21 protein-coding genes and 1 tRNA gene are annotated in these 26,529 nt (G+C 70.4%); 20 read left to right on the top strand and 2 right to left on the bottom strand.

The features are described 5' to 3' along the window. Window positions 1–109: 109 nt before the first annotated feature. The 5 genes from CEY15_RS10015 to CEY15_RS09995 all read left to right on the top strand — a co-directional run bounded on the left by CEY15_RS10015 (window position 110) and on the right by CEY15_RS09995 (window position 8,310). Window positions 110–3,079, top strand: coding sequence for a DEAD/DEAH box helicase (locus tag CEY15_RS10015; RefSeq protein WP_095718318.1), 2,970 nt, complete (start codon window positions 110–112; stop codon window positions 3,077–3,079). Continuing rightward, entirely contained in the window at window positions 3,076–3,867 is a 792-nt protein-coding gene (locus CEY15_RS10010) for a hypothetical protein (protein ID WP_245847497.1), read from the top strand. The genes CEY15_RS10015 and CEY15_RS10010 overlap by 4 nt, the downstream gene beginning before the upstream one ends. A gap of 61 nt (window positions 3,868–3,928) precedes the next feature. Continuing rightward, on the top strand, window positions 3,929–5,116 hold the full coding sequence (locus CEY15_RS10005; RefSeq protein WP_095718316.1) for a metallophosphoesterase family protein: 1,188 nt from the start codon (window positions 3,929–3,931) through the stop codon (window positions 5,114–5,116). Further along, entirely contained in the window at window positions 5,113–7,755 is a 2,643-nt protein-coding gene (locus CEY15_RS10000) for an AAA family ATPase (RefSeq protein ID WP_095718315.1), read from the top strand. The genes CEY15_RS10005 and CEY15_RS10000 overlap by 4 nt, the downstream gene beginning before the upstream one ends. A 75-nt stretch (window positions 7,756–7,830) precedes the next feature. Next, a complete protein-coding gene (locus tag CEY15_RS09995; protein ID WP_017837088.1) occupies window positions 7,831–8,310 on the top strand; it encodes a MarR family winged helix-turn-helix transcriptional regulator in 480 nt (159 codons plus the stop codon). A gap of 109 nt (window positions 8,311–8,419) precedes the next feature. Here the strand turns inward: CEY15_RS09995 and CEY15_RS09990 are convergent. Then, window positions 8,420–8,495, bottom strand: a tRNA-Arg gene (locus tag CEY15_RS09990). Between the two features lie 245 nt (window positions 8,496–8,740). Between CEY15_RS09990 and argS the strand changes: the two genes are divergently transcribed. Genes argS through thrB form a run of 5 tightly spaced genes read left to right on the top strand, consistent with a single transcriptional unit; the run spans window position 8,741 to window position 15,195 of the window. Next, on the top strand, window positions 8,741–10,393 hold the full coding sequence (gene argS / locus CEY15_RS09985; protein WP_095718314.1) for an arginine--tRNA ligase: 1,653 nt from the start codon (window positions 8,741–8,743) through the stop codon (window positions 10,391–10,393). Beyond that, window positions 10,390–11,808 carry a diaminopimelate decarboxylase gene (gene lysA, locus CEY15_RS09980; RefSeq protein ID WP_095718313.1) on the top strand — a complete coding sequence of 473 codons (1,419 nt, stop codon included), beginning with the start codon at window positions 10,390–10,392 and terminating at the stop codon, window positions 11,806–11,808. Before argS ends, lysA begins: the two co-directional genes overlap by 4 nt. Further along, the gene (locus tag CEY15_RS09975) at window positions 11,805–13,157 is read left to right on the top strand and encodes a homoserine dehydrogenase (protein WP_095718312.1); all 1,353 of its coding nucleotides are present in this window, start codon (window positions 11,805–11,807) and stop codon (window positions 13,155–13,157) included. Before lysA ends, CEY15_RS09975 begins: the two co-directional genes overlap by 4 nt. Next, window positions 13,154–14,236 carry a threonine synthase gene (gene thrC / locus CEY15_RS09970; protein ID WP_095718311.1) on the top strand — a complete coding sequence of 361 codons (1,083 nt, stop codon included), beginning with the start codon at window positions 13,154–13,156 and terminating at the stop codon, window positions 14,234–14,236. The genes CEY15_RS09975 and thrC overlap by 4 nt, the downstream gene beginning before the upstream one ends. Further along, complete coding sequence (gene thrB / locus CEY15_RS09965; RefSeq protein WP_095718310.1) at window positions 14,233–15,195, top strand: homoserine kinase; 963 nt, start codon at window positions 14,233–14,235, stop codon at window positions 15,193–15,195. Before thrC ends, thrB begins: the two co-directional genes overlap by 4 nt. A gap of 17 nt (window positions 15,196–15,212) precedes the next feature. Here thrB and CEY15_RS09960 read toward each other — a convergent pair whose 3' ends face one another. Beyond that, window positions 15,213–16,883, bottom strand: a complete 1,671-nt coding sequence (locus CEY15_RS09960; RefSeq protein ID WP_095718309.1) for an AMP-binding protein — start codon at window positions 16,881–16,883, stop codon at window positions 15,213–15,215. 473 nt (window positions 16,884–17,356) lie between these two features. On the opposite strand from CEY15_RS09960, the gene rho reads away from it, so the two are divergent. The 10 genes from rho to CEY15_RS09910 all read left to right on the top strand — a co-directional run bounded on the left by rho (window position 17,357) and on the right by CEY15_RS09910 (window position 26,452). Beyond that, window positions 17,357–19,363, top strand: a complete 2,007-nt coding sequence (gene rho / locus CEY15_RS09955) for a transcription termination factor Rho (RefSeq protein WP_095718308.1) — start codon at window positions 17,357–17,359, stop codon at window positions 19,361–19,363. Next, the gene (gene prfA / locus CEY15_RS09950; RefSeq protein WP_095718307.1) at window positions 19,360–20,445 is read left to right on the top strand and encodes a peptide chain release factor 1; all 1,086 of its coding nucleotides are present in this window, start codon (window positions 19,360–19,362) and stop codon (window positions 20,443–20,445) included. The genes rho and prfA overlap by 4 nt, the downstream gene beginning before the upstream one ends. Window positions 20,446–20,448: 3 nt before the next feature. Next, on the top strand, window positions 20,449–21,387 hold the full coding sequence (gene prmC, locus CEY15_RS09945) for a peptide chain release factor N(5)-glutamine methyltransferase (protein ID WP_245847494.1): 939 nt from the start codon (window positions 20,449–20,451) through the stop codon (window positions 21,385–21,387). Next, entirely contained in the window at window positions 21,384–22,037 is a 654-nt protein-coding gene (locus CEY15_RS09940) for an L-threonylcarbamoyladenylate synthase (RefSeq protein WP_017837076.1), read from the top strand. Before prmC ends, CEY15_RS09940 begins: the two co-directional genes overlap by 4 nt. Before the next feature lie 16 nt (window positions 22,038–22,053). Beyond that, window positions 22,054–23,214 (top strand): glycosyltransferase family 4 protein, encoded by a 1,161-nt coding sequence (locus tag CEY15_RS09935; protein ID WP_095718306.1) that lies wholly within the window; start codon window positions 22,054–22,056, stop codon window positions 23,212–23,214. Window positions 23,215–23,224: 10 nt separating this feature from the next. After that, on the top strand, window positions 23,225–23,671 hold the full coding sequence (locus CEY15_RS09930; protein WP_095718305.1) for a hypothetical protein: 447 nt from the start codon (window positions 23,225–23,227) through the stop codon (window positions 23,669–23,671). Between the two features lie 268 nt (window positions 23,672–23,939). After that, window positions 23,940–24,665, top strand: coding sequence for a F0F1 ATP synthase subunit A (atpB, locus tag CEY15_RS09925; protein ID WP_245847490.1), 726 nt, complete (start codon window positions 23,940–23,942; stop codon window positions 24,663–24,665). Between the two features lie 101 nt (window positions 24,666–24,766). Further along, window positions 24,767–25,012, top strand: coding sequence for an ATP synthase F0 subunit C (locus CEY15_RS09920; RefSeq protein ID WP_095718303.1), 246 nt, complete (start codon window positions 24,767–24,769; stop codon window positions 25,010–25,012). 31 nt (window positions 25,013–25,043) lie between these two features. Further along, complete coding sequence (locus tag CEY15_RS09915; protein ID WP_095718302.1) at window positions 25,044–25,619, top strand: F0F1 ATP synthase subunit B; 576 nt, start codon at window positions 25,044–25,046, stop codon at window positions 25,617–25,619. Window positions 25,620–25,633: 14 nt separating this feature from the next. Further along, the gene (locus CEY15_RS09910) at window positions 25,634–26,452 is read left to right on the top strand and encodes a F0F1 ATP synthase subunit delta (RefSeq protein ID WP_095718364.1); all 819 of its coding nucleotides are present in this window, start codon (window positions 25,634–25,636) and stop codon (window positions 26,450–26,452) included. The last annotated feature ends 77 nt before the right edge of the window (window positions 26,453–26,529 follow it).

Below are 26,529 nucleotides of genomic sequence, written 5' to 3'. Positions count from 1 at the left end.
CCGGGTGTGGAGCGGCGGCGTCGCGACAAGGGGCGGAGGCCGCCCCGGTCGCGTGCGGTACCGTCCCCGCACTCGGGGGAGTGTCGGACGAACGTGCTTACATGGCGAAGTGACCCCGACCGCCGATCCCCGTCTCCACGCCGTCTGGCACTCCGGGGTCGTGGGGTTGTGGTGCGACACGGGGCTGCGACGGCCGCACTCGGTGGCGCCGGCTGCCGCCGTGACGGCCGTCGCCCGGGCCGGCGCCCCGGATGAGGTGGTGGATTTCCTCGGGCGGTATCGGCTGTCCCACCGCATCGGGGTACGTGCGATCGTGGACGGCAAGGCCAGATCGGCGACGGTGCCGGGGGTCCGGGTGTCCGTCGGTGACGCTGTGGACCTCTGCCGCCTCCTCGGACCGGAGGAGCGATGGGTGGGGGCCGGACTGCAGGCACTGGCCGCGCTGTCCTCGGGCGTGGCGTCCCTCGTGGCCGCGGGTCACGCGGTGCCCCGTCTCACTCGCCTCGACGGGGCGTGGGGCGCCACCTGGGATCTCGTCGCCTCGCCGGTCATCGGGGCCTGGACGGCCGAGAGCCTGCACCGTAGTCACGGGTTGGTCGCGACCCGGGAGGAGCTGGACCGGCTCCTGTCGGAGTTGGCGGATCATCACGCCCGCGCGGCACTGGCTCCCCTCGCGACCGAACGCCGCAGCGAACTCGGCGAGGCGTTGGTCGCGGGTGGTCAGGTGGCATCGGCCGGGCAGGCCCTGGCCGATGCGGTCCGCGAGTTCGGCCGCGCGGCTGCGGCGAAGGACGTGGACGTGGTGTTCCGCGTGGTCGAACCGTCCGACGACGACACGGAGGGCGGGGGAATCGCCGTCGGGGACGCTGCCGTGGACGGGGGCACTGCGGCGGACAGGGGCACGGCGCCGGACAGGGGCACGCTGGACGTCGCCTCCGTGGGGGGTCAGGCCGAGGAGCCACCGGGCGTCGACGTCCTCTGGCGGTTCCAGGTGCTCGTCCGGACGGGCGCGGATTCGCTCCGTCCGTTCTCCGATCTCGCCGACACCTCCTCGGTGGACGGGCCCGTACGAGATGTGGTGGCGCGGGCGGTCCGCTCGTGGCCGCCGTTGTCCCGCGCCACCCAGGCGGCCGGTGCTCCCGATCTGCTGCTCCCGACCGACCTCGTGGTCGACCTGGTCGACGAGGGAATCGAGGCGCTCCGGGGCCGTGGGATCGAGGTCCTCCTCCCGAGATCCTGGACGAGGGTCAGAACCGCGGTGAGGGCGACCGTCACGGAGCCCGGGACCGAGACGGTGGACTCGGGGCAGAGACTCGGGCTCGACCAGCTGGCGGACGTCGACTGGGAGCTGGTGGTCGACGACAGCCCGCTGGACGCCACGGAAGCCCGGATGTTGCTCGACGCCGCCTCGGATCTGGTCAAGCTCCGCGGACAGTGGGTCCGCGCCGATCCCGGCGCGCTACGACGGGCGGCACGCTTCCTCGCGGCCAGGCGAGGTCAGAGGACGACAGCCCCGGCCCTCGTCGCGGCACTGATGTCCGACGAGGCGGAGGGCGTCGAGGTCGAGGCGCCCACCACTCTCGACTGGATACCCTCGTCGTCGTTGCCGATCGCGCTGCCGGAGTGGTTCCGGGCCTCACTACGGCCGTACCAACTGGACGGCGTCAGGTGGCTCGCGGCCCTCTCACGGGCCGGCACCGGGGCGGTTCTGGCCGACGACATGGGGCTCGGCAAGACGATGCAGGTCCTCGCGCTCACGGCGACCGAACACGCGGCCGGGGGGCCCGGTCCCACCCTGGTGGTCGCGCCACTGACTCTGGTGTCCACGTGGGAGCGCGAGGCGTCGAGATTCGCCCCGGAGCTCCGGGTCCACGTCCACCATGGTCAGGGGCGCGACAGGGGGGAGGTGGCCGCCGAGCGGATGACGGACTCGGATCTCGTCCTGACCTCCTATGGAACGGCCACCCGGGACGTCGACCTGCTGGCCGGCGTGGAGTGGCGTCGCGTGGTCGCCGACGAGGCCCAGACCGTCAAGAACCCGGTGACCGCGGTGTCCCGCGCGATCCGCTCCATCCCCGCCCGGCACCGGATCGCGCTCACCGGGACGCCGGTGGAGAACAGGTTGGACGAGCTGCGGGCGGTGTTCGACTTCGCCAACCCCGGGCTGCTCGGGTCGGCCAGTACCTTCCGCGCCCGGTTCGCGGTCCCCATCGAATCGCACAGAGACGAGGCCGCGGCCACCCGGTTGCGCGCCCTGGCGGCCCCGTTCGTCCTGCGTCGGCTCAAGTCGGACCCGCTCGTGGCCGCGGATCTCCCGGCCAAACAGCACATCAGGGTCGACGCGCCCCTGACCCGTGAGCAGGCGACCCTGTACCAAGCGGTCGTCGAGGACATGATGGAGCAGGTCAAGGAGTCGGAGGGCGCGTCACGCAAGGGTGCGATCCTGTCCGGTCTCACCGCGCTCAAGCAGGTCTGCAACCATCCCTCGCACTATCTCGGGGACGGGTCCTCGCTGCTGCGGGGTGGGCGACACCGGTCCGGCAAACTCGCGGCGCTGGACGAGGTCCTCACCGAGATCCTCGACGCGGGGGAGAAGGTCCTGTTGTTCACCCAGTACCGCGCTTTCGGAGATCTCATCCTCCCGCTGCTCGAGCGTCGCGCGGCGACAGGGGTGCCCTTCCTCCACGGGGGCGTCACCGCAGGCGGTCGGGCATCGATGGTCGAGGAGTTCCAGAGCCCGCACGGGCCGCCGCTGATGCTCGCCTCACTCCGGGCGGGCGGAACCGGGCTCACGCTGACGGAGGCCAACCACGTGGTGCATCTGGACCGGTGGTGGAACCCCGCCGTGGAGAACCAGGCGACTGACAGGGTGCACCGGATCGGTCAGACCCGTCCCGTCCAGATCCGGACCCTCGTGGCCCCCGGGACGGTCGAGGACCGCATCGACGAGTTGCTCGAATCCAAACGCGAGCTGGCGGATCTGACACTGGGGCCCCTCGCGGGCGTGCTCACCGAGCTCACCGACGCGGACCTGGCCTCTCTGGTCGCACTGACCGATGAGGGGAGGGACGACGCGTGAGCCGACGCGGCAGAGGCGGGCGGAGCACAGGCGGGCGGACGGGCATCCCCACCAGGTCGAAGGCCGGGCCGTTCGGGACGCACATGTGGAGCCGCCGGTGGTCCTCGGACATCGAGTCCGGTGCGACCCGCAGCGAGGTGTCCCTCGGCCGCAGGGATGCGCGTGAGGGTCGGGTGCTCTCGCTCGAGCACTCCGGCCGGATCGTGCGGTGCGACGTCGACGGCAGCCAGGCGGACCCGTTCACGGTGGAGTTCGAGTTCTCCCCGCTCGACACCACGGACACCGAGGCGCTACGGGTGGCGCTCCGGGGTGAGGACGGGGGAGTCCTGGGCGCGCTCGCCGGTGAGTTCTCCGACACCGTCGGGTTCCTGCTGCTCCCGGCGGTCCACGGCGCCACCCGGTTCTCATGCCGCTGTCCGGTGCAACCGGGTCCCTGTCGGCACGTGCTGTCCGCCGCCTATGTGCTGGTGGAATGGTGGGACGCCACCCCCGAGGTGATGTTCGCCCTCCGGGGACTGAGCGCCGAGGCGGTCGGTGCGGTGCTGGGAGGGCACGCCGACGGAGACGCCGGCGCGATCGCGTTCGATGTGGAGGACAGCCTGTGGGGGCGGGATCCGCTGCTCCCCGCTCTTCCCACACCGGCCCCGGCAGGCCTCGAGGACCTGCTCGACGCGCCGGTGACCAGGAGGCTCGCCGCGGCGGCGACCGGGGACCCGCTCGAGCAGTTGCGGGTGGTGGCCGACCTCGAGGATTTTCTCGACGCCTTCACCCGGTACCGGTACCCGTGATCGGCGCGGCCGGGGTGCATCCCGAGGAGACCGTGTCGGAGCGTCGACCTACGATGCGGCCATGGACAGGCGACGGGACGGCGGCATGATCCGGTTCCTTCATTCGGCGGACTGGCAGCTGGGGATGACCCGGCGATTCCTCGGCACGGAGTCGCAGGCGGTATACACCGCGGACCGTCTCGCCGCGGTGGCGTCGCTGGGTGATCTGGCCGTCGAGCACGGCGCCGAGTTCGTCGTCGTCGCCGGTGACGCGTTCGAGGACAACGCGGTCCCCCGCTCGATCGTGCTCCGTGCCGCGGAGGTTCTGGCCGCGTTCCCGGTGCCGGTGCTGATCCTCCCCGGGAACCACGACCCGCTCGACGTCTCCTCGGTCCTGCGGTGTCGGGACTTCTCCTCGGCGGTGGAGGGCGGAGCAGTCACCGTCCTCTGCGACTCCGATCCCGTCGAGGTGCGTCCCGGAATCGAGGTGGTGGGGGTCCCGTGGACCTCGAAACGCCCGGATCCCGCCCGGCTTCCCGCGCTTCTCAGCGACCTCGAACCGACGGACAACCTGCGAGTGCTGCTCGCGCACGGCGGTACCGATGAGGTCTACGGCGGTGACTCCCCGTCCGTCGAGGCCATCCGCGTCGCAGACCTCGAGGCCGCCGTCGGGTCGGGGCTGATCGACTACGTGGCCCTCGGCGACAGGCACTCGGTCACCCGTGTGGGGACCGGCGACAGGATCTGGTACTCGGGAAGCCCGGAGACCACGGCCTTCGACGATGTGGAGAAGGCATCCGGTCATGCACTCCTCGTCGAGCTCGGGGCGGAGGGGGCGACCGGGGGCCCGGGCAGCTGCCTGGTCACACCCGTGCGCACCGGGCGATGGGCGTTTTGCGCGATCACCGCGGAGATCGAGACCGACTCGGACCTCGATGCGCTCGCGGAGGTCGTCGACGCCGTTCGGGACAAACCCAGGACGGTCCTCAAACTGGGCCTCACCGGAACCGTGGACGTGGCCCTCCGCGCCAGGATCGACGATCTCCTGGAGAGGTGGGCGGAGTTGTTCGCCGCGGCCTACCTGCGGGAGCGGCTCACGCATCTCGTGGTCCGCGCCGACGACTCGGACTTCGCCGGGATGGTCGACGGCTACGCCGAGCGTGCGGTGCGGGACCTCGTGGGGTTGGCGGCCTCGGACGGATCGGACTCCGAAGACGCGGGCAACGCTCTCAGCCTGCTGTACCGGCTCGTGGACGGAGGCACCAGATGATCCTGCACCGACTCCGTGTCGAGGACTTCCGCGGCGTGACCCGGGAGGAGGTGCAGGTGCCCCCTCGCGGTGTGTTCGTGATCGAGGGCCCCAACGAGTCGGGGAAGACGAGCCTCATGGACGCCCTGGAGATGCTCCTCGAACACAAGGCGTCCTCCGGGCGGGCGGAGATCAAGGCGGCAAGCCCGGTGGGGCGTGACGTCCCGGTGGTGGTGGAGGCGGAGTTCACCGTGGACCGCGAGCGGATGCGGTACCGCAAGGAGTTCGTCCGCGGAAAGCGCACGTCGCTCGAGTTCCCTGAGTCGGCGAAGGTGGCGCTGACGGGCGACGACGCCCACGACTACGTGCGGGATGTCCTCGACCGCAGGGTCGACAGGTCTCTGTGGAGGGCACTTCGCATCGCCCAGGACGAGCCCATCGGCCAGGTGGAGGCGGGTAAGGGGATGGAGTCGCTGAGACGAGCCCTGGACACCGCAGCCGGTGGGGCCGATCCCACCGGCGACGACACCCTGCTCACGCGGGTCGCTGAGGAGCGTCACCGCTATCTCACGGCGCGACGGGGAGAACCGACCGGTGACCTCGCGCGGTCCGAGACCCGGCTCGCCGATGCACGGACCGCCCTTTCCGAGGCCAGAGGGAGACTGGCCGAGCTCGATGCCGCGGTGGCCGAGCACGCCCACCACCTCGCAGCCCATTCCAGCAGACGTTCATCCCTGGAGGCCGTCGAGGCGGAGGTGGCGCGATTGGAGGAGTCGGGACGGTCCGTCGACCGGCTACGAGAGGCAGTGAGGGCTGCGGAGGGCGAGGTCGACCGCGCTGCGGTCGCGCACGATGCGGCGACCCGGCTCCAGCGGGAGCGCGCGAGCCTCATCGCACTCCGAGGGGAGGCGATGACCCGGGAATCCGAGCTGCGGGATGCCACCGAGGCTGCGGCGCGGCGACTGGAGCCGGCGGAGAACAGGGCGGGTGAGGCGCGAGCCGCACTTGAGGCGGCAGAGGACCGGGTCACCAGAGCCCGCAGGCTGGCCGACGCGGATCGGGACGCCCGCGACCAGGCACGGCGTCGCGCGGACCTGTCGGGCCTCGATTCTCTTCTCGAGACCCTCGGTTCTGTCGGGCGGGAGCTCGCCGCCACCGAGGCGGAGCTCGCGGCCATCGACCTTCCCGGTGGCACCGTCGACCGGATCCGCGCGGCGGAGGCATCCCTGCGCGAAGCCGTCGTCCGGAGCGCTGCCAGCGCCCCGACGGTGACGGTCGCCGGCGAGGGGACGGCCCGCATCGGCGAGGAGACGATCGATGCGTCCGTGGGCTGGGAGCGCGAGATCGTCGAGGACACGGTGTTCCGGGTGGGAACGGTGTCGCTGACCGTCGTCCCCGCCGGGGACACCGACGCCGTCCGACGCGCGGAAACGACGGCCAGAGCGCGCCTCGAAGAACTACTGCTCGAGTGTGGCTGCGAGTCGCTCGCCGAGGCCGAGACGCGTGAACGACGAGCCGAGGGACTCCGGGCCGACATCGCGGCACACCGGCGACGCAGGGCCGACCTGCTCAACGGGGACACCTCCGAGGACCTGGCCCGACGTCGGGAGGCTCTCGCCGCGGCGGTGGCGTCTGACGAGGATGCGCCCGCGGACTCGATCGACAACCCCACAGTCGCCGGCGAACCGGGCGACGGCGGTTCACCGGATCCGATTGCGGAGGCGGCAACGGCGGAGGAGGAGCTGAGCAGGTGCCGCGCTGAGGACCGGTCCGCGGCCGCTGAGGCCCAGACCCTGAGAACCGACCTCGCCACCCGGGGTGCGTTGGCCGCAGAGGCCGCGGAACGGCTCCGGGAGTCCGAGGAGGCGCTCTCCGCTGCGCGGACCATCACGTCTGACGACGAGCTCGACGCCGACATGGACAGGACCAGACGGGAGCTGGACGCCCGACGCGAGGCCGCGCGGGAGGCGCGAGCCCGGCTGGACGAGGCTCTCGCCGACGCACCTCCGGAACTCCTCGACAACGCACGGGCCTCGCTGGCCGCGCTCGTCGCGGAGGAACGGGAGAGCGCGTCGGCGGTGGCCACCGCGCTCGGCCGGGTCAACGCCATCAGTGACCAGGGACGACTCGGGGATGTCGCGGTAGCGGAGCGTGAGGTCGAGGCGGCGGAGAGGGAGAACGCCGCGTTGTGGCGCAGGGCCCGCGCGGCCGACCTCCTCCACCGAACGCTCGAACAACGTCGGTCCGAGGCGCTCCGGTCATACCAGGAGCCGTTCCACCGCGCGGTGGTCGAGCTCGGGAGACTCGTCTACGGGCGCGATTTCGACGTCCGGCTGGGGGAGGATCTCACCATCCTCAGCCGGAGGATCGGGGACGTCTCCGTGGACTACGAGTCCCTGTCAGGTGGGGCCAGGGAGCAGCTGGCGGTGATCGTGCGGATCGCCTGCGCCAGGCTCGTGGGGGACAACGGTGTCCCCGTGTTCCTCGACGACACCATGGGATACACGGATCCCTCCCGGCGCCTCACGATGGGAGCGGTGATCGCCGCGGCGGCGTCGACCTCTCAGGTCATCGTCCTCACCTGCGACCGTTCACGTTTCGCGGGTGTCGGTGGCGCGCGCACCCACGTGATGCGGGGGACGGGATCGGCCCCCGAGTGAGAGCGGTGATCCCCGGTCGACGGTGGACCGGTGGCTGAAGGTCCTTGCGGTGGAAGGTCGTGCTGTAATAACCCCATGAGCGAGACACGCTGGTTGACCGACGAAGAGCAGTGCATGTGGCGCCGGTACAGGGAAGTCAATCAGTTGCTCGACCTCGCGACCGAACGCCAGCTTCAGCGCGACGCGTCGATGTCCCAGTCCGACTACGCGGTGTTGGTCAGCCTCAGCGAGGCGGACGGTCGGGGTCTGCGCGCCCGGGACCTGGGAGCTGCTCTGGGGTGGGATCGCAGCCGCGTCTCACACCAGGTCCGTCGTATGGAAGCTCGGGGACTGGTGGCGAAGGGCGAATGCGCCGAGGACGGCCGGGGCACGATCGTCACCCTGACCGCCGCAGGAGCCGAGGCGATCGCCAGGGTCGCCCCGATGCACGTGGAGAAGGTCCGGGAGCTCCTCATCGACGTTCTCACGAAGGACGAGATCAGCACACTGACCGGCATCTTCGAGCGGGTGGTCGCGCGCATCGGTGAGGTCGACGGGATCATCCTGCCTCGTTGAGCGTGCTCTGCTGACCCTGCCGTGCCGACCCGGTAGAGCGGGTAGCCGGTGGGCGCCGGTCAAGACAAAAGAGCGGGGCCCGGGCTGATCAGCCCGGGCCCCGCTGTAGTGGTGCCCCCGAGAGGAATCGAACCTCTGACCTTTGGTACCGGAAACCAACGCTCTATCCCCTGAGCTACGAGGGCGGGATACCGGCCCCGCGGGGCCGGAGGCTGACCACCGGGCGGCTGCATCGAACCGCCCTGCTGAACAGCGAGACCGATCGTAGCACCGGGGCGCTCCCGGCCCCGCATCGGCCCCGAACCGGCCCCGCATCGGCCCTGAACCAGCCCTGCATCGGCCCTGCATCGGCCCCGCGCGGCTCGGCCGCCTGGGCACCAGCCGGTGTCCGATTCCGCTGCCGAGATGCTGACACCTAGGATAGGAAGACGTGACTCCCGCCGACCTCGCCGCCGTCATCCGTGCCGCATTGCTGACCGTCCTCTCCGAGCGCGGAACCGACATCTCGGTGGTGCCGGACACGGTGACCGTCGAACGGCCGCGCAATCCGGACCACGGTGACTACGCGACCAACGTGGCGCTGCAGTTGGCCAAGAAGGTCGGGGCCGCGCCGCGGGAGCTGGCCCAGGAGATCGCCACCGCGCTCGCCGCTGATCCCGGCGTCGCGTCGGCGGACATCGCCGGCCCCGGATTCCTCAACATCCGCCTCGACTCCGGCGCCCAGGGGGCGCTCGTGGCCTCCGTCATCGAACAGGGCGAGGCGTACGGCACCGGCGAGGCGATGGCCGGCCGCCGCGTGAACCTCGAGTTCGTCTCGGCTAACCCGACCGGCCCCATCCACCTGGGCGGCACGCGGTGGGCGGCGGTCGGGGACGCCCTCGGGCGTGTCCTCGAGGCGTCCGGCGCGCAGGTGACGCGCGAGTACTACTTCAACGATCACGGTGCCCAGATCGACCGGTTCAGCCGGTCGCTGCTCGCCGCCGCCCGCGGCGAGGCGACGCCGGAGGACGGGTACGCGGGCGCGTACATCGAGGACATCGCCGCTCGCGTGGTCGCCGAACACCCGGACGTGCTCCAGCAGCCGGAGGCCGAGGCCCTGGAGACCTTCCGGGCAACCGGTGTCGACCTGATGTTCACGCACATCAAGGCCTCGCTCGCCGAGTTCGGCACGGTCTTCGACGTCTACACCCACGAGAACTCCATGTTCACCTCCGGCGCCGTGGACCGGGCCATCGAGGTGCTCAAGGGCAACGGCAACCTGTACGAGTCCGAGGGCGCCTGGTGGTTGCGCTCCACCGACTTCGGGGACGACAAGGACCGCGTGGTCCTGAAGTCCGACGGCAACGCGGCCTACATCGCCGGCGATATCGCGTACTTCCTGGACAAGCGGGACCGCGGGTTCGACCTGTGCATCTACATGCTCGGGGCCGACCATCACGGGTACATCGCACGGCTCAAGGCCGCGGCGGCGGCGCTCGGTGACGATCCCGCAGCGATCGAGGTCCTGATCGGTCAGATGGTCAGCCTCGTGCGGGACGGTGTCCCGGTCAAGATGAGCAAGCGGGCGGGGACGGTGATCACGCTCGACGACCTGGTGGAGGCGATCGGCGTCGACGCCGCGCGGTACGCGCTCATCCGCTCCTCGGTGGACCAGACCATGGACATCGATCTGCAGCTGTGGGCATCGGCGACCAACGACAACCCGGTCTTTTACGTCCAGTACGCGCACGCCCGCCTGTGCTCCCTGGCCCGGAACGCCGCCGACCTGGGGGTCACGACCGACGCGGCCGACCTCGCGCTCCTTGTCGAGGACCGCGAGGGCGCCCTCATCAGGACGATCGGCGAGTTCCCCAGGGTCGTGGCGAGCGCCGCCGAACTCCGGGAGCCACACCGGGTCGCCAGGTACCTGGAAGAACTCGCCGGCGCCTACCATCGCTTCTACGACACGTGTCGGGTCCTGCCGATGGGTGACGAGGAGGCCGGTCCGCTCCACGCGGCCCGACTCGCGCTCAGCACGGCCACCCGACAGACCCTGGCCAACGGTCTGCGGTTGATCGGCGTCACCGCCCCGGAGAAGATGTGAGCGCGCACCCGGCCGGGTCCCGGCACGAGTTCCCGCACGCGCCCGGCATCGGCGAGCGTCCCGCCGACGCGGCCCGGGTGATGGCCCTGGACCCGGCGGTCTGGCCGCGCGGCGCGGGTCGACGTGACGACGGTGTGGTGGAGTTCGCCGGGGTGGCCGCGGGTGACCTCGCGGCCGAGTACGGGACCCCGCTGTTCGTGATCGACGAGGACGACTTCCGCTCCCGGTGCCGCGAGATGGCGGAGGCCTTTGGTGGCGCGGACCGGGTCCATTACGCCTCCAAGGCGTTCCTGTGCACCGAGGTGGCGCGCTGGGTGGCGCAGGAGGGGCTGAGCCTGGACGTCGCCTCGGGCGGCGAGCTCGCGGTGGCCCTGCGCGCCGACTTCCCGCCCGCCCGGATCACGGTGCACGGCAACAACAAGTCCGCCGACGAACTGCGACTCGCCGTGCGCAGCGGAGTCGGACACGTCGTCCTCGACTCGATGTCCGAGATCGCGCTGCTGGACCGTATCGCCGCCGAGGAGGGGCTGGTCCAGGACGTCTTCATCCGGGTGACGGTGGGCGTCGAGGCACACACCCACGAGTTCATCGCCACCGCGCACGAGGATCAGAAGTTCGGGTTCTCCCTCGCGGGAGGCGCGGCCATGGCCGCCGTCCGCGCGGTGTTCGACGCACCGCACATCCGGCTCACCGGACTCCACAGCCACATCGGTTCGCAGATCTTCGACGTCGACGGCTTCGAACTCGCCGCGCGTCGCGTGATCGGGCTCCTGCGCGACATCGTCGACGAGTTCGGCGCCGAACGCACGGCCCAGCTCGACCACCTGGACCTGGGCGGCGGCCTGGGCATCAGCTACGTCCCGACCGACGACCCGCCCCCGGTGGCGCACCTGGCCACCGCGCTGAAGGAGATCGTCGACGGGTTCTCGGCCGACGTCGGGCTCGCGCCCCCCACGTTGGTCGTCGAGCCCGGCCGCGCGATCGCCGGACCCGGCACGGTCACCCTCTACGAGGTCGGCGTGGTCAAGGACGTCGAGCTCGCCGGAGGGGAGAGACGTCGCTACATCAGCGTCGACGGCGGGATGAGCGACAACATCCGGACCGCCCTGTACGACGCCGAGTACGACGCCCGTCTGGTGGGCCGCTCGTCGACCGCGGAGCCCGTCGTGGCGAGACTCGTGGGGAAACACTGCGAGAGCGGTGACGTGGTGGTCCGCGACCTGTGGATGCCCGAGGACACCGGGGCAGGGGATCTGGTGGCCGTCGCGGCGACCGGCGCCTACTGCTATTCGATGTCCAGCCGGTACAACCTGATCGGTCGGCCCGCGGTGGTCGCGGTCCGTGACGGACGGGCACGCCTGGTGCTCCGACGTGAAACCCTGGACGATCTGACGAGCCTGGAGGTGGGACAGTGAGCGACGCAACGGCGTCTGGCGTGCGACCCGTGGGAGTGGCGGTGCTCGGAATGGGCACCGTCGGCACCGAGGTCATCCGCTACATGACGGAGAACGCGGAGGCGCTCGCCTCCCGGATCGGGGCTCCGCTCGTCCTGCGGGGTGTCGCGGTGCGCGACCTGTCCCGCGACCGCGGGATCGACCCCGATCTGCTGACGGCGGATCCGTCCTCGCTCGTCTCGCGGGACGACGTCGACGTCGTCGTCGAACTGATGGGCGGTATCGACGTCCCGCGTCCCCTCCTGCTGGAGGCGCTTGGCAACGGCAAGGCCGTGGTCACCGCCAACAAGGCCCTGCTCGCCGAGTACACCGACGAACTGGCGGAGGCCGCGGACTCGACCCGCTCCGACCTGTACTTCGAGGCGGCCGTGGCCGGCGCGATCCCGGTGATCGGACCCCTGCGGCGTTCCATGGCGGGTGACCAGGTCCAGCGGGTCCTCGGGATCGTCAACGGGACGACCAACTACATCCTCTCCGCGATGGGGTCCACGGGCGCCGACTACGCCGAGACCCTCGCCGAGGCCTCCCGGCTCGGATACGCGGAGGCCGACCCCACGGCGGACGTCGAGGGATACGACGCGGCGGCCAAGGCCGCGATCCTGGCCTCGATCGCGTTTCACAGCCGCGTGACGGCGGGCGATGTCTACCGGGAGGGCATCTCCCGGATCACGCCCGACGATTTCGCCTCGGCCCGCGATATGGACTGCACCATCAAACTCCTCGCGATCTGCGAGAAGCTGCAGCGCGAGGACGGCAGTGAGGCCGTCTCGGCGCGCGTCTACCCGGCGCTGCTCCCCGACAGCCATCCGCTCGCCACCGTCAACGGCGCCTTCAACGCCGTCGTGGTCGAGGCGGAGGCGGCAGGCCGGCTCATGTTCTACGGGCAGGGAGCCGGGGGATCCCCGACCGCGTCCGCCGTCCTCGGGGACATGGTCGCCGCGGCCCGGAACAAGGTCGACTCGGGCCGGGCACCGGGGGAGTCGACCTACGCGGCGCTGCCGGTGGCATCGATGGACGAGGTCTCCACCCGCTATCACGTGCGGATGCGCGTGGCCGACAAGCCCGGGGTCCTGGCTCTGGTCGCGGCCGAGTTCTCGCGCCACGGGGTGTCCATCGCCCAGGTCCGGCAGACCGAGGTCGAGTTCCCCGATTCCGAGCTGGACGACGCCGAGCCCACCGCCGAGCTCACCGTCCTGACCCACCGAGCCTCGGAGCGCGCGCTCGCCGACACGGTCTCAGCGCTCTCCGACCAGGACGCGGTCTCGGTCATCACCAGCGTCATCCGACTCGAGGGAGTGGACACAGAATGAGCAGCACCCATCAGCCCGTGCATCACCGCTGGCCCGGTCTCATCGAGGCCTACCGCGACCGCCTCCCGATCGGGGACACCTGGGAGACGGTGACGCTCTTCGAGGGTGGTACCCCGCTCCTGCCGGCCCCCTACCTCTCCGGGGTGACCGGGTGCGAGGTCTACCTCAAGGTGGAGGGCCTCAACCCGACGGGCTCGTTCAAGGACCGCGGGATGACGATGGCCGTCACCGACGCCAGGGCGCGCGGTCAGAAGGCCGTGCTGTGTGCCTCGACCGGCAACACCTCCGCCTCGGCCGCCGCCTATGCGACCCGGGCCGGGATGGGCTGCGCGGTGCTGATCCCCCAGGGCAAGATCGCCGCCGGGAAGCTGGCACAGGCGGTCATGCACGGTGCCACGATCATCCAGGTCGACGGGAACTTCGACGACTGCCTGGAGCTGGCCCGCAAGACCACCGCGACGTACGCGGAGATCGGCCTGGTCAACTCGGTCAACCCGGTGCGGATCGAAGGCCAGAAGACCGCCGCGTTCGAGATCGTCGACGTGCTCGGGCGGGCTCCCGATCTGCACTTCCTCCCGGTCGGCAACGCGGGCAACATCACCGCGTACTGGAAGGGCTACAGCGAATACCACGCCGACGGCGTCATCTCGACCCGTCCCCGGATGATGGGCGTGCAGGCAGCGGGCGCGGCGCCCCTGGTGGACGGCGCGCCGGTCAAGAACCCCGAGACCATCGCCACCGCCATCCGCATCGGCGCGCCGGCGTCCTGGGACGGCGCCGTCGCCGCCCGCGACCAGTCCGGCGGGACGTTCCGCAAGCGCACCGACGAGCAGATCCTCGAGGCCTACCGCACCGTCGCGGGTAAGGACGGCGTGTACGTGGAGCCGGCCTCCGCGGCGTCGGTCGCGGGCCTGCTCGACGCTCACGCCAACGGAGAACTCGAGCCCGGCCAGACGATCGTCTGCACCGTGACCGGCAACGGACTCAAGGACCCGGACACCGCCCTTTTGGGCATGCCTGAGGTGGAGGCCATCCCGGTGGATCCCTCCGCCGTCGCCGGCGCCCTCGGGCTGGAGTGAGCGCCGTGAGCGGTGCCGGTCCGGAGGTCTTCGGCAGCTCCGGGGGACGTATCCTGCCGGTCGGCCGCTCGGTCACCGTCGAGGTGCCCGCCTCCAGCGCCAACCTCGGTCCGGGGTTCGACGCCCTCGGTGTGGCACTGGGACTCTACGACACCATCACGGTGACGACGATCGCGTCGGGCCTGGAACTCGAGGTCTCGGGGGAGGGGGCCGGGCAGGTTCCCGAGGACGCCTCACACCTTGTCGCCAAGGCGGTCGAGGCCGGTCTCCGGGCCGGCGGCACGGGCGCCCCCGGGGTCAGGATCACCTGTACCAACGCGATCCCCCATTCCCGGGGTCTCGGTTCCTCCGCGTCGGCGGCGGTGGGGGGACTCGTCGCGGCGAACGGGCTGATGGGTCAGGTGCTGACAGACGAGCACCTGGTGCAGCTGGCGAGCGAGTTCGAGGGCCATCCTGACAACGCCGCGGCCAGCGTCCTCGGTGGGGTGGTGGTCTCGTGGACCGAGAGGTCGGCGACCGCCGTGACCTACCGGGCGGTCCGCATGGAGGTGGACCCGACGATCGTCGCCACCGTGCTGGTGCCCTCCGAGACCTCGTCGACGGCTCAGACGCGCGGTCTGCTCCCGGAGACGGTGCCCCACGAGGATGCGGCCTTCAACGCCAGTAGAGCCGCGCTGATGTCGGTGGCGCTGGCCGCGCACCCCGAGTTCCTGCTCGCCGCGACCGAGGATCGATTGCACCAGTCCTACCGGGCGCCGGCGCTCGTCGGCACCACGGAGTGGATCGCTAGGCTACGGGGCCGGGGTCTCGCCGCCACGGTCTCCGGAGCAGGACCCACCGTTCTGGTGCTGGGGACCACCCCGCTGCCGACCGACCTGCGCGCTGACGCCGAGGCGCAGGGGTGGCAGGTCCTGGACCTGGAGATCGCCGAGGGCGCACGGGTGCTCGCCGAGCAGTGAGTACGACACCGGCGTGATCAGGTGGCGGAGCCGGGCGAGATGGTCGTGACCCGATAGGCCCCCTCGGCGTGCAGCGAACGGATGGCCCGCTTGTCGTACTTTCCCACCGACGTGCGCGGGATGTCGTCGACGAAAGCCCAGTGATCGGGCCGTTTCCACAGATCGACGTGGCCCTCCAGGGAGTCCCAGAGGGCCCGGGCGGTGGCGGTGGCCCCGGGTTTGAGGTGGACCAGGACCATGGGGCGATTGCCCCAGCGTTCGTCCGGCACCCCGATCACCGCCGCATCGGCCACCCGATCGTCCCGCAGTACCGCGTGCTCGAGTTCTACCGAGGAGATCAGCTCGCCCCCCGAGGCGATGATGTCGTCCACCCGGTCGACCACGTCGAGGTAACCGCGCGGAGAGATGGTGGCCATGTCCCCGGTGCGCAGCCACCCGTCGACGAACCGGTCGGTGGAGTCGTCGCCCAGATAGCGTGCAGTGACCCACGGGCCCCTGAGTTGGAGTTCGCCGACGGACCACCCATCGTTCGGGAGGACCCGTCCGGACTCGACGATCCGGGCGTCAACCCCGGCGGGAAACCGGCCCTGCCCGAGGATCTGGGCGCGGCGATGGGTCGCCGAGGAGTGGGGATCGGCGCGGGCGAAGGTGGCGATCGGGCTGGACTCCGTGAGCCCGTAGGCCTGCATGATGGTGACCCCGTGACGGGTGACGAAGGCGTCGAACAGCGCCTCCGGCACCGGAGAGCCGCCGACCAGGACCTCGCCCAGGTGACCGAGTGGTTGCGGGTGGTTCTCCAGGTGTCGCAGGAGGCGTTGGAGCGAGGCCGGCGTCGTCGCGACCTTGTTGGGCCTGAACGTGGCCAGTAGTTCCGCCAGTTCGCGTCCGGAGTGCATCGCCTGACCCGGCCGCGGCCGGGCGGTGATGATGCTGGCCCCGGTCATGAAGGCCGCGTACGGCAACCCCCAGGACAGCACGTGGTGCATCGGCACGGTCGTCAGGACGCTGTCCCCACTACGGAGCGCGGCACTCTCCGCCATGCACATCTGCATGGAGTGAAGCCATATCGACCGGTGCGTGAACGCGACTGCTTTCGACAGCCCCGTGGTGCCGGAGGTGTACGCGAGCGCGGCGGCGGTGCGTTCGTCCACTGCAGGCCACGGGAAGGTGGTCGGTCGCCCATCGAGCAGTGCCTCGAGGGCGTGGAGCTGCCCGCCCTGTGCGTCCCCGGGCAGTGCGGTGGTGTCCCCGTGGACCTCGTCATCGAACACGACCACGTGGGGTGCGTGCTCCAGATCACCGATCACGTCGAGTGCGCGGGGCAGCAACTCCGGATCGACCAGCAGCACTGAGACATCGTTGTCGCGCAGCGCGGCGAGGAGGAACGAGCGGGACCGGAAGACGTTGAGCGAGAGCACCGCCGCGCCCATCGACGGGATCGCGAACATCGACTCGATGACCTCGGGGCGGCTGCCGGACAGGACGGCCACGACGTCGCCTTCACTCACACCGAGATCCGTCAGGGCGTGCGCGGTGGCCGCGGCCCGGGCCGCGATCACGTCGAACCGGGAGGTCCGCGGCACCATGTCGCCGACGAAACCGGTGACCGTGGACCCGGAGTGTCGCTCCGCGGCGTGGTCGAGGATCCGCGACACGAGCAACGGGGTCTCGAGCATCGTTCCGAACATCCGACCTCCTTCCACTCGGCCGCAGTGGGCTGTTAGATTACCGCCCGCCGGTCGGGATGAGGACACGCCGGGCGGGACTCGCGAGGGGGACGCGTGTAAGGACGGACGGCGGGTAGTATGCTTTTCTGAAGCCACGGACGCCCGGTCGTCCCTGAAGCCCGAGTCATCTCCCGTACGCTTACCCCGCCAGCGGGGAGCAGTCCGCGAGGCGATCCCGGGGGAGCGGCCGAACGGCGCGTGGCCAATCGGGATTGTCGTGCCCGTGAGTGGGTCTCGTCCGACGTCGACGGTCAACATGAAGCCGACTCGGCAGGAATCACCTCGTGCACATCCCCCTCAGACGACTCCGTGTCCGGCCAGTTCGCCGCCACGGAAGGCCTCAGCGGCCACCCGGGACGCGTGTCTGCGTCCCGGACAGTTGCCCGGCGCGGAGCGGTTGACACCGACTCGGCCCGGGCCCAGAAAGGACACCCGTGACCTCGACGGAAACCCACTCCACACCTCCGCAGGGGGCTGCACTGGCAGCCATGCGTCTGGCGGATCTCAAGTCTCTCGCCCAGCAGATGGGCCTCAAGGGCCTGTCAGGCAAGCGCAAGAGCGATCTGGTGGCGATGATCGACGCCGCCCGTGGCGGGCGGCCCCAGGCCGCCGCCAAGTCCTCGCCCACCCAGTCCTCGCCCGCTCAGCCCTCGAACGCCCAGTCCTCGCCCGCCCAGACTCCCGCCGAGGCCACGCCGGCCGCTGCTGCGGACACCGCCCCCCGGCAGGACCGCCAGGAGGCCGCGGACGGGCAGGAGGCCGCGGACGGGCAGAAGACCGCTGCCGGACGGAGGGCCGGGGGTGGTCAGAGGGCCGGGGGGCAGGCGAAGAACGCCGATCAGGAGGCTCGCCGCGACGAGGGCCAGGACCAGCAGGAGTCCCAGAACCAGGGCGCCCGGCAGCGACGGGGCGGCCAGAACCGCGACGAGCAGCAGTCGGGTCGCCAGGACCAGGGTCAGCAGGGCGGTCGCGGTCGTGATCAGCAGGGTCGCGACAACCAGGGCGGTCGCGGTCGCGGTCGCGACCAGCAGGGCGGCGATTCCGGGAACCCTCGTAACCAGGGCAACCAGGGCAACCAGGGCGGAGACAGTGGCCCGCGGGGCGACGGTCAGAACCGTGACGACGACGACGGGGGCGGCCGCGGCCGTCGGAGCCGCCGGCGGCGCGAGCGTAACCGCGGTGGTGGCGGTGGCCGTCCGCAGGAGGGCGAGACCGAGGTGCGGGACGACGACGTCCTCCAGCCGGTCGCGGGCATCCTCGACGTCCTGGACAACTACGCGTTCGTCCGTACCTCCGGCTACCTCGCGGGGTCGAACGACGTCTACGTCTCGATGAACATGATCCGCAAGTACGGGCTGCGTCGCGGCGACGCGATCACGGGCGCGGTCAAGATGCCGCGGGACGGTCAGGGCGACGCCCAGAACGACGGGTCCGGCGGCGGGCAGGGTGGCGGTCGCGGCGGCGGTCAAGGGGGGAAGAACAGGGCGAAGTTCAACCCGCTGGCCCGAATCGACTCGGTCAACGGGGGTCCCCCGGAAGACGCGCGCAACCGCCCGGAGTTCGGCAAGCTCACGCCGCTCTACCCCAACCAGCGGCTGCGTCTCGAGACGGAGAAGAACGTCCTCTCGACCCGGGTGATCGATCTGATCATGCCCATCGGCAAGGGCCAGCGGGCGCTCATCGTCTCCCCGCCCAAGGCGGGCAAGACCACGATCCTGCAGAACATCGCGAACTCGATCGCCATCAACAACCCCGAGTGTCATCTCATGGTCGTGCTCGTCGACGAGCGACCCGAGGAGGTGACCGATATGCAGCGCTCGGTCAACGGCGAGGTCATCGCCTCGACCTTCGACCGCCCGCCGTCGGATCACACCCAGGTCGCAGAGCTCGCGATCGAACGCGCCAAGCGACTGGTGGAGATGGGGCAGGACGTCGTGGTCCTCCTCGATTCCATCACCCGGTTGGGTCGCGCCTACAACAACTCCTCACCCGCCTCGGGACGCATCCTGTCCGGCGGTGTCGACTCCACCGCGCTCTATCCGCCCAAGCGGTTCCTGGGAGCGGCACGCAACATCGAGAACGGTGGCTCCCTGACCATCATCTCCACGGCGATGGTCGAGACGGGGTCCGCCGGTGACACGGTGATCTTCGAGGAGTTCAAGGGCACCGGTAACGCGGAACTGAAGCTTGACCGGCGCATCGCGGAGCGGCGCGTCTTCCCCGCGGTCGACGTGGGGCCCTCGGGCACCCGCAAGGAGGAGCTCCTGATGACTCCGGAGGAGGCCGGTGTCATGCACAAGCTGCGGAGGGTGTTGTCCGGGCTCGACTCGCACCAGGCGATCGACCTGCTGATGTCGCAGCTGCGCAAGACCAACACCAACTACGAGTTCCTCCTGCAGGTGGCCAAGACGACTCCGACCCTGCCGCAGGACGAGGAGTGACGCAGGCCCCGGGGCGTTCGCCGTCCTCCATCGACGACGTCCTCTCGGAGTACGGGGGGCTCGAGGCGCAGCTGTCCGACCCGGCGCTCCACGAGGACCCGGTGGCCGCGCGCAGGGTCGGCAAGCGATTCGCCGAACTGACCCCCGTGGTGCAGTGTCACCGTGCTCTGGAGTCCACCCGGGGCGACCTGTCCGCCGCGCGTGAGCTGGCCGGCGACGACTCGTCGTTCGCCGAGGAGGCCGATCGGTTGGCGGAGGAGGTGACGACACTGGAGTCGCGGTTGGCCGACCTGCTGGCGCCGCGGGACCCCCACGACGCGGATGACGTGCTCATGGAGATCAAGTCCGGTGAAGGCGGGGAGGAGTCGGCACTGTTCGCGGCGGACCTCGCCCGCATGTATACGCGGTACGCGGAGAAGCACGGCTGGGTGGTCGAGGTCCTCGGGGTGACCGAGTCCGACCTGGGCGGGTACAAGGACGCCTCGTTCTCGATCAGGTCTCGTCACCCCTCAAGGGACGGTGTGTGGTCACGCCTGAAGTTCGAGGGCGGGGTGCACCGCGTCCAACGGGTGCCGGTCACCGAGTCGCAGGGCCGGGTCCATACGTCGGCCGCCGGGGTGCTCGTCTTCCCCGAGCCCGAGGACGTGGGGCCGGTCGAGATCGACGAGTCGGACCTGAGGATCGACGTGTACCGCTCGTCGGGCAAGGGCGGCCAGGGGGTCAACACCACCGATTCGGCGGTGCGGATCACGCACCTGCCCACCGGCACTGTCGTCACGTGTCAGAACGAACGTAGTCAACTGCAGAACAAGCAGCGCGCGCTGGAGGTGCTCGCCGCCCGGCTCCAGGCCGCCGCCGAGGAGGCTGCGAGCGCCGAGGCCTCCGAGGGGCGGTCCACCCAGATCCGCACCGTCGACCGGTCGGAACGCATCCGCACCTACAACTTCCCCGAGAACCGGATCGCCGATCACCGGGTCGGGTTCAAGGCGCACAATCTCGACGCCGTCCTCGACGGTGACCTCGACGCGGTCCTCGACGCACTGGCGGTCGAGGACCGGCGCAGACGCATGGAAGACGCCTAGGCGGTGCATCCGCGCCCCGTGCCGGCGACCGCGGTCGTGAGGTCGGCCGCACACGATCTGCGGGCCGCCGGTGTGGACTCCGCCGTCGTGGAGGCGCAGCTGATCTGCGCGCATGTCCTTGGAATAGACCGCTCCGCACTCCCACTGGCCGACGCGGTGGACGCCTCCGGACTCGCGGAGATCGACCGGATGGTCGCCGCCCGCATCGCCGATCGCACCCCGATCCAGTACCTCCTCGGGCGGGCCGTGTCGGGTCGTCTGGATCTCGCGGTGGGGCCCGGTGTCTTCATCCCCAGGCCCGAGACCGAGCTGCTGGTGGAGGACGCGCTGGCCGCGCTCCCCGCCCCGGGCGACGGGCCGGGCCCCGTCGTCGTGGACCTCTGTGCCGGTAGCGGAACGCTGGCCCTCGAGATCGCCCATGCCCGACCCGATGCGCGGGTCCACGCCGTCGAACTGCACGATCAGGCTCTGGATTGGCTGCGGCGCAACGCCGCCGAACGGGCGGCCGCGGGGGACACTCCACTCGTGGTGCACTCGGGGGACGCGACGGACCCCGGCATCCTGGCGGAACTGCGGGGCCGGGTCGACGCGGTGGTGTCCAACCCGCCGTACATCCCGCGGACGGACGATCTCCCTGCGGAGGTCCTCGGGCACGAGCCGGCGACCGCGCTGTTCGGGGGAGTCGACGGCCTCGCCGTCATCACTCCGCTCGTCGGTGTCGCGGCCGGGCTCCTGGCGCCGGGGGGCCACCTCGCCGTGGAGCACGACGAGGAGACCGGCGCCTCCGTCGCGTCGGTGGTCGAGGCGCAGGGACGCTTCGGTACCGTGGAGCAGCACACCGACCTCGCCGGACGTCCGCGGTTCGTCACCGCGACCAGACTCGGCGATCGTGACGACGACGACGAGCTCGACCCGACAGTCCGGAAGGGGACCACCCGGTGACCATCACCTACGACTGCACCGAGGACACCGGTCGAGAGGTCGGCCTCAGTTCCGCGGCCGGGGCACTGCGTGCGGGTCGGCTCGTCGTGACCCCCACGGACACCCTCTACGGCATCGCGGCCGACGCCTTCGACCCGGATGCGGTCACCCTGTTGCTCTCCGCCAAGCGGCGCGGACCGGACATGCCCGTGCCCGTCCTGGTCGGTTCCTGGGAGACCATCGACGGCCTGGTCGTCAGCACACCCGCGACGGCGCGAGACCTCATCCGGGCGTTCTGGCCCGGCGGCCTGAGCCTGATCGTGCACCAGGCACCGTCCCTCAACTGGAACCTGGGACACACGCAGGGCACGGTGATGCTCCGGATGCCGCTGCATCCCGTCGCGATCGAGTTGCTCCGCGAGGTCGGGCCGCTCGCCGTATCCAGCGCCAACGTCTCCGGGCAGCCCCCGGCGACCACTGTCGCGGAGGCTCGTGAGCAGCTGGGGGACTCGGTCGCCGTCTATCTCGACGGCGGCCCGTGCTCGGTCGGCCAGCCCTCGACGATCGTCGACCTCACTGGACCGGCGCCCCGGATCGTCCGGGAGGGGGCCGTGAGCGCAGAGCGTGTCGGGGAGGTCCTGAACACCGACGCCGCGTCTCTGCGCGGCTGACCGGGGTGATCTGAGCGTGGGCATAGGGGTTCCGTTCCGCGAGCTCCTGCTCATCGCGGTCACGGCGGGCCTGGTCACGTTCGTCGTCACAGGTCTGGTCAGGGGGGTCGCACCGGCGATCGGGGGACTGGCCTACCCCCGCGACAGGGACGTGCACGTGGTGCCGACGCCCCGCCTCGGCGGGGTCGGCATCTTCACCGGAATGCTGGTCGCCGTCTACCTGTCCGCGCAACTCCCCGCTCTCAACCGGGCGTTCCCGCCATTCGCCCCGGACGTCGAAGCGACGATCATCGCGGGCGGCGTGATCGTGCTGGTGGGCATCGTCGACGACATCCTCGGCCTCGGAGCGGTCACGAAGCTCGCAGGTCAAGCGGCGGCGGCGGGCGTCCTTGTGGCCATGGGCGTGTCCTGGAACCTGGTGTACCTCCCCTTCGGGGACGGCAACATCCTGGTCCTGGATCAGCTCCAGGCGGGGCTGCTCACCGTGGTCTTCACACTGGCCATCGTCAACGCGATGAACTTCGTCGACGGTCTGGACGGCCTCGCCGCCGGCCTCGGTGCCATCGCGGCCACCGCGATCTGCGTGTTCTCCGTGGGGATCATGCTCGACCAGGGAGGGACGGTCGGGGCGTACCCCCCGGCCCTGGTCACGGCGGTCCTCGCCGGGGCGTTGCTGGGCTTCCTACCGCACAACTTCCAACCGGCCCGGATCTTCATGGGGGACTCGGGGTCGATGCTGATCGGCCTGGTCCTCGCGGCGGCCTCCACCAGCGCGTCCGGGAAGATCTCCCAGAGCCTGTACGGGCCGCAGGAGATGATCGTCCTGCTCTCGCCGATGATCGTCGTCGCCGCGGCGATGTTCGTTCCGATGCTCGACCTCGTGATGGCGGTGGTCCGTCGGGTGGGCGCCGGCCGCAGCCCCTTCGCCCCGGACAAGATGCATCTCCATCACCGTCTGCTGGATCTGGGTCACTCCCATCGGCGGGTCGCCCTCGTGATCTACGCGTGGGTCTCGCTCATCGCGTTCGGCGCCGTCGGCGCGACCATGCTCCCGACCGAGGTGATCGTCCCGCTCGCCGCCGCCGGGCTCATCTCGGTCCTGGCCGCCACGCTGGTCCCGCGATTGAGGAGCTCGCGCGGCGAACGCGGAACCGTCGAAACCGGGGGCTCGGGTTAGGCTGCTGGTCATGACGGACACTCCCGCGACACCCGCGCAGCCCGCCGACAGTCCCCACACCGCAGGTCTCCGCAAGGCGGTCCGGTTCGGCGCTCTGGCGCTGGCCGTACTCGCCGTGGTCAGTGCCGCGGCGTGGACCGCGATCGACGGGACCCCCGGGCTGTGGGGCGCGCTGATGGGGGCCGCCGTGGGCGGGGCGTTCGTGCTGACCACGGCGATCGTGGTCATCGCCACGGCGCACTCGGCTCCGCAGACGACCGCGGCCGTCGTCCTGGGAACCTGGCTGGTCAAACTCCTCGCGGCGATGGGTATCGTCGCCGTGCTCTCGAGGTACGACTTCTACTCGCGCCCCGCCTTCGCGGTCACGGTCATCGCCGCACTGATCGTGGTGCTGGCGGTGGAGACGTGGGCCATCCTCAAGACCCGCGCGCCCTACGTGGAGCCCGCGGCCGCGTGACGGGTCCCCCTGTGTCCCCGCGCCGAGACCAGGATGTTATTCTGATCGACGGTGAGACGAGCACGTCACCGGGCTGCTTCACGGCCCGAGGCGTTCGCGCGGAATCCCAATACGGCCGCGATCACCGGGCCACTCGTACCGAACGCGCTCGGGCGCACGTCGCCCAACACGACCAGGGGAGAACACACTGAGTACCACGCTTCTGGCCTTCAAGGGCGAGTTTCATCCCCCGAACATCGACTATGAGTTCTTCCCCTCCCAGCAGTGGTTGACCGGTTTCGCCGGTGACGCGTTCGTCCTGGACCGGCTCATGATCATCCGGTTGCTCATGACGGTGGTGCTGCTGGGCTTCTTCATGATCGCCATGCGGAACCCCAAGCTGGTCCCGCGCGGGGTCCAGAACTTCGCCGAGATCTGCCTGGACTTCGTCCGGGTCCACATCGCGGAGGAGATCCTGGGCAAGGAGCAGGGGCGCCGTTTCCTGCCGGTCATCGCGACGATCTTCTTCGCGGTCTTCGCGATGAACCTCCCGACGATCATCCCGGGCCTCAACATCTCGCCCAACGCCAGGATCGGCTTCCCGCTGATGCTCGCCGTCCTGGGCTACGTGACCTTCATCTACGCGGGGTCCAAGAGGTACGGCTTCGCCAAGTTCATCAAGGCGAGTGTGGTGATCCCGGGGCTTCCCCCGGCGCTGCACATCCTGGTGGTGCCGATCGAGTTGGTGTCGACGTTCATCCTCCGCCCGGCCACGCTGACCATTCGTCTCATGGCCAACATGCTGGCGGGGCACCTGATCATCGTCCTGCTGTTCAGTGCCACGAACTTCTTCTTCTGGCAGTTGAACGGCTGGTCACTGCTGGCGGTGGGCACCTCGTTGCTCTCGGTCGCCTTCACGCTGTTCAAGCTGCTGGTCCTCTTCCTCCAGGCCTACATCTTCGCGCTGCTGGTCTCGGTGTACATCGACCTCGCACTCCACGCGGAGAGCCACTAGACCCCGGGCCCCCGGGCCCGGCACGACCATCCCGTCTACCCGACACATCACGTCCGACCGGTGCGGACAAGCCCGCACCGGCCATCTGAAAGGGAACTCCCATGGACATCGTCACTCTCGCCCAGGCCGCCGAGACCGTCACCCGCAACGAGGGCTTCGGCGCCATCGGCTACGGCCTCGCCGCCATCGGCCCCGGCATCGGCATCGGCATCCTCGTCGGCAAGACCGTCGAGGGCATGGCCCGCCAGCCCGAGATGGCCGGCACCCTCCGCACCACGATGTTCCTCGGTATCGCCTTCACCGAGGCGCTCGCCCTGATCGGTATCGTCGCCGGCTTCCTGTTCTGATCGACGACCACCGACCTCGTAGGGACGCACCATGAACAACGTCATCGCCATCTTGGCGGCCGAGGGTGGAGAATCGCTCCCCCTGGAGGACAGCCCCAACCCGCTGCTTCCTCCGCTGTATGACATCGTCTGGTCGCTCATCCCGCTCGCCGTCATCCTGTGGCTCTTCTGGAAGTTCATCCTCCCGAAGTTCCAGCAGGTCCTCGACGAGCGCTCCGAGCGCATCGAAGGCGGTCTGCGTCGTGCCGAGCAGACCCAGGCCGAGGCGAAGGAAGAGCTGGCCAAGTACAAGGCCCAACTCGCCGAGGCGCGCAGCGAAGCGGCCAAGATCCGCGACGACGCGCGCGCACAGGGTCAGCAGATCCTCGCGGACATGAAGTCGGAGGCGCAGGCGGAGAGCGACCGCATCATCGCGTCCGGCGAGCAGCAGCTCGCCGCTCAGCGCCAGCAGATCATCGCCGAGCTCCGCAGCGACCTTGGTCGTCAGTCCGTGGATCTCGCCGAGCGGCTCATGGGTGAGCAGCTGTCGGATCCGGTCCGGCGCTCGGGCACCATCGATCGCTTTCTGGCGGACCTCGACCGGGTCCCCGGCGCGGGCAGGAACTAAGGGAAGTGGAGCCGATGCACGCAGCGAGTCGCGAAGCGCTCGACCAGACCCGGAGCGCACTGGAGCAGACCCTGGCGGCGAACCCGTCCGGGGGAGCGACGGGAGCGAAGGTGGGCCAGGAACTCTTCGAGGTCGTGGGCGTCCTCGAGGACAACCGTGCCCTCCGGGTGTCCGTGGCCGACACCGCGGCCCCGGTGGAGGCCCGACAGGACCTGGTCCGTGGGGTGTTCGGGTGGAAGGTCGACCAGGCGACCCTGGACCTTCTCCTCGCTGCGGTGTCCCAGGACTGGTCCACCCCCCGCGAGCTGCGGGAGGGTCTGGTCCTCCTCGGCCGCGAGGCGCTCCTGCGCTCGGCGGACCAGCAGGGCCAGCTCCAGACCGTCGAGGACGAGCTGTTCAGGCTCGGGCGGATCGTCGCCGGGGATCCCCAGTTCGAGCAGCTCCTGGCCGATCGGACCGCCGACGTCGGAGCCAGGCGCGGCCTGCTCGCCGAGGTGCTGTACGGCAAGGTCACGGCGGTGACCGAGGCTCTGGCCTCCCAGGCGGTGGCTCGGCCGTCGGGTATGCCCGCGGACGACATCATGGCGGTCTCGGTGCAGGCCGCGGAGTTGCGCGGCCGGTCCGTCGCGGTGGTGACCAGTGCGGAGCCGCTGACCGACCAGCAGTCGGATGATCTCCGGGCCCGACTGGCGTCGTTGTACGGGCGGGAGATCGCCATCCACAACGATGTCGACCAGTCCCTCCTGGGCGGCGTCGTCGTCCGGGTCGGAGACGAGATCATCGACGGTAGCGTGGCAGGACGGCTCGACGCCATGCGTCGGTCCCTCCGCTGACCTGCCGGGCCGGCACAAGACGAGCTGCGACTCGGCCGTGTTCCAGCGGTAGTGGCTCACGTAAACACCCATAAAGC

The sequence above is a fragment of the Dietzia natronolimnaea genome, from assembly GCF_002289575.1.
GTDB lineage: Bacteria > Actinomycetota > Actinomycetes > Mycobacteriales > Mycobacteriaceae > Dietzia > Dietzia natronolimnaea_A.
The sequence above is the reverse complement of the archived record's forward strand: the minus strand, read 5'-3'. Positions and strand labels throughout refer to the sequence as shown.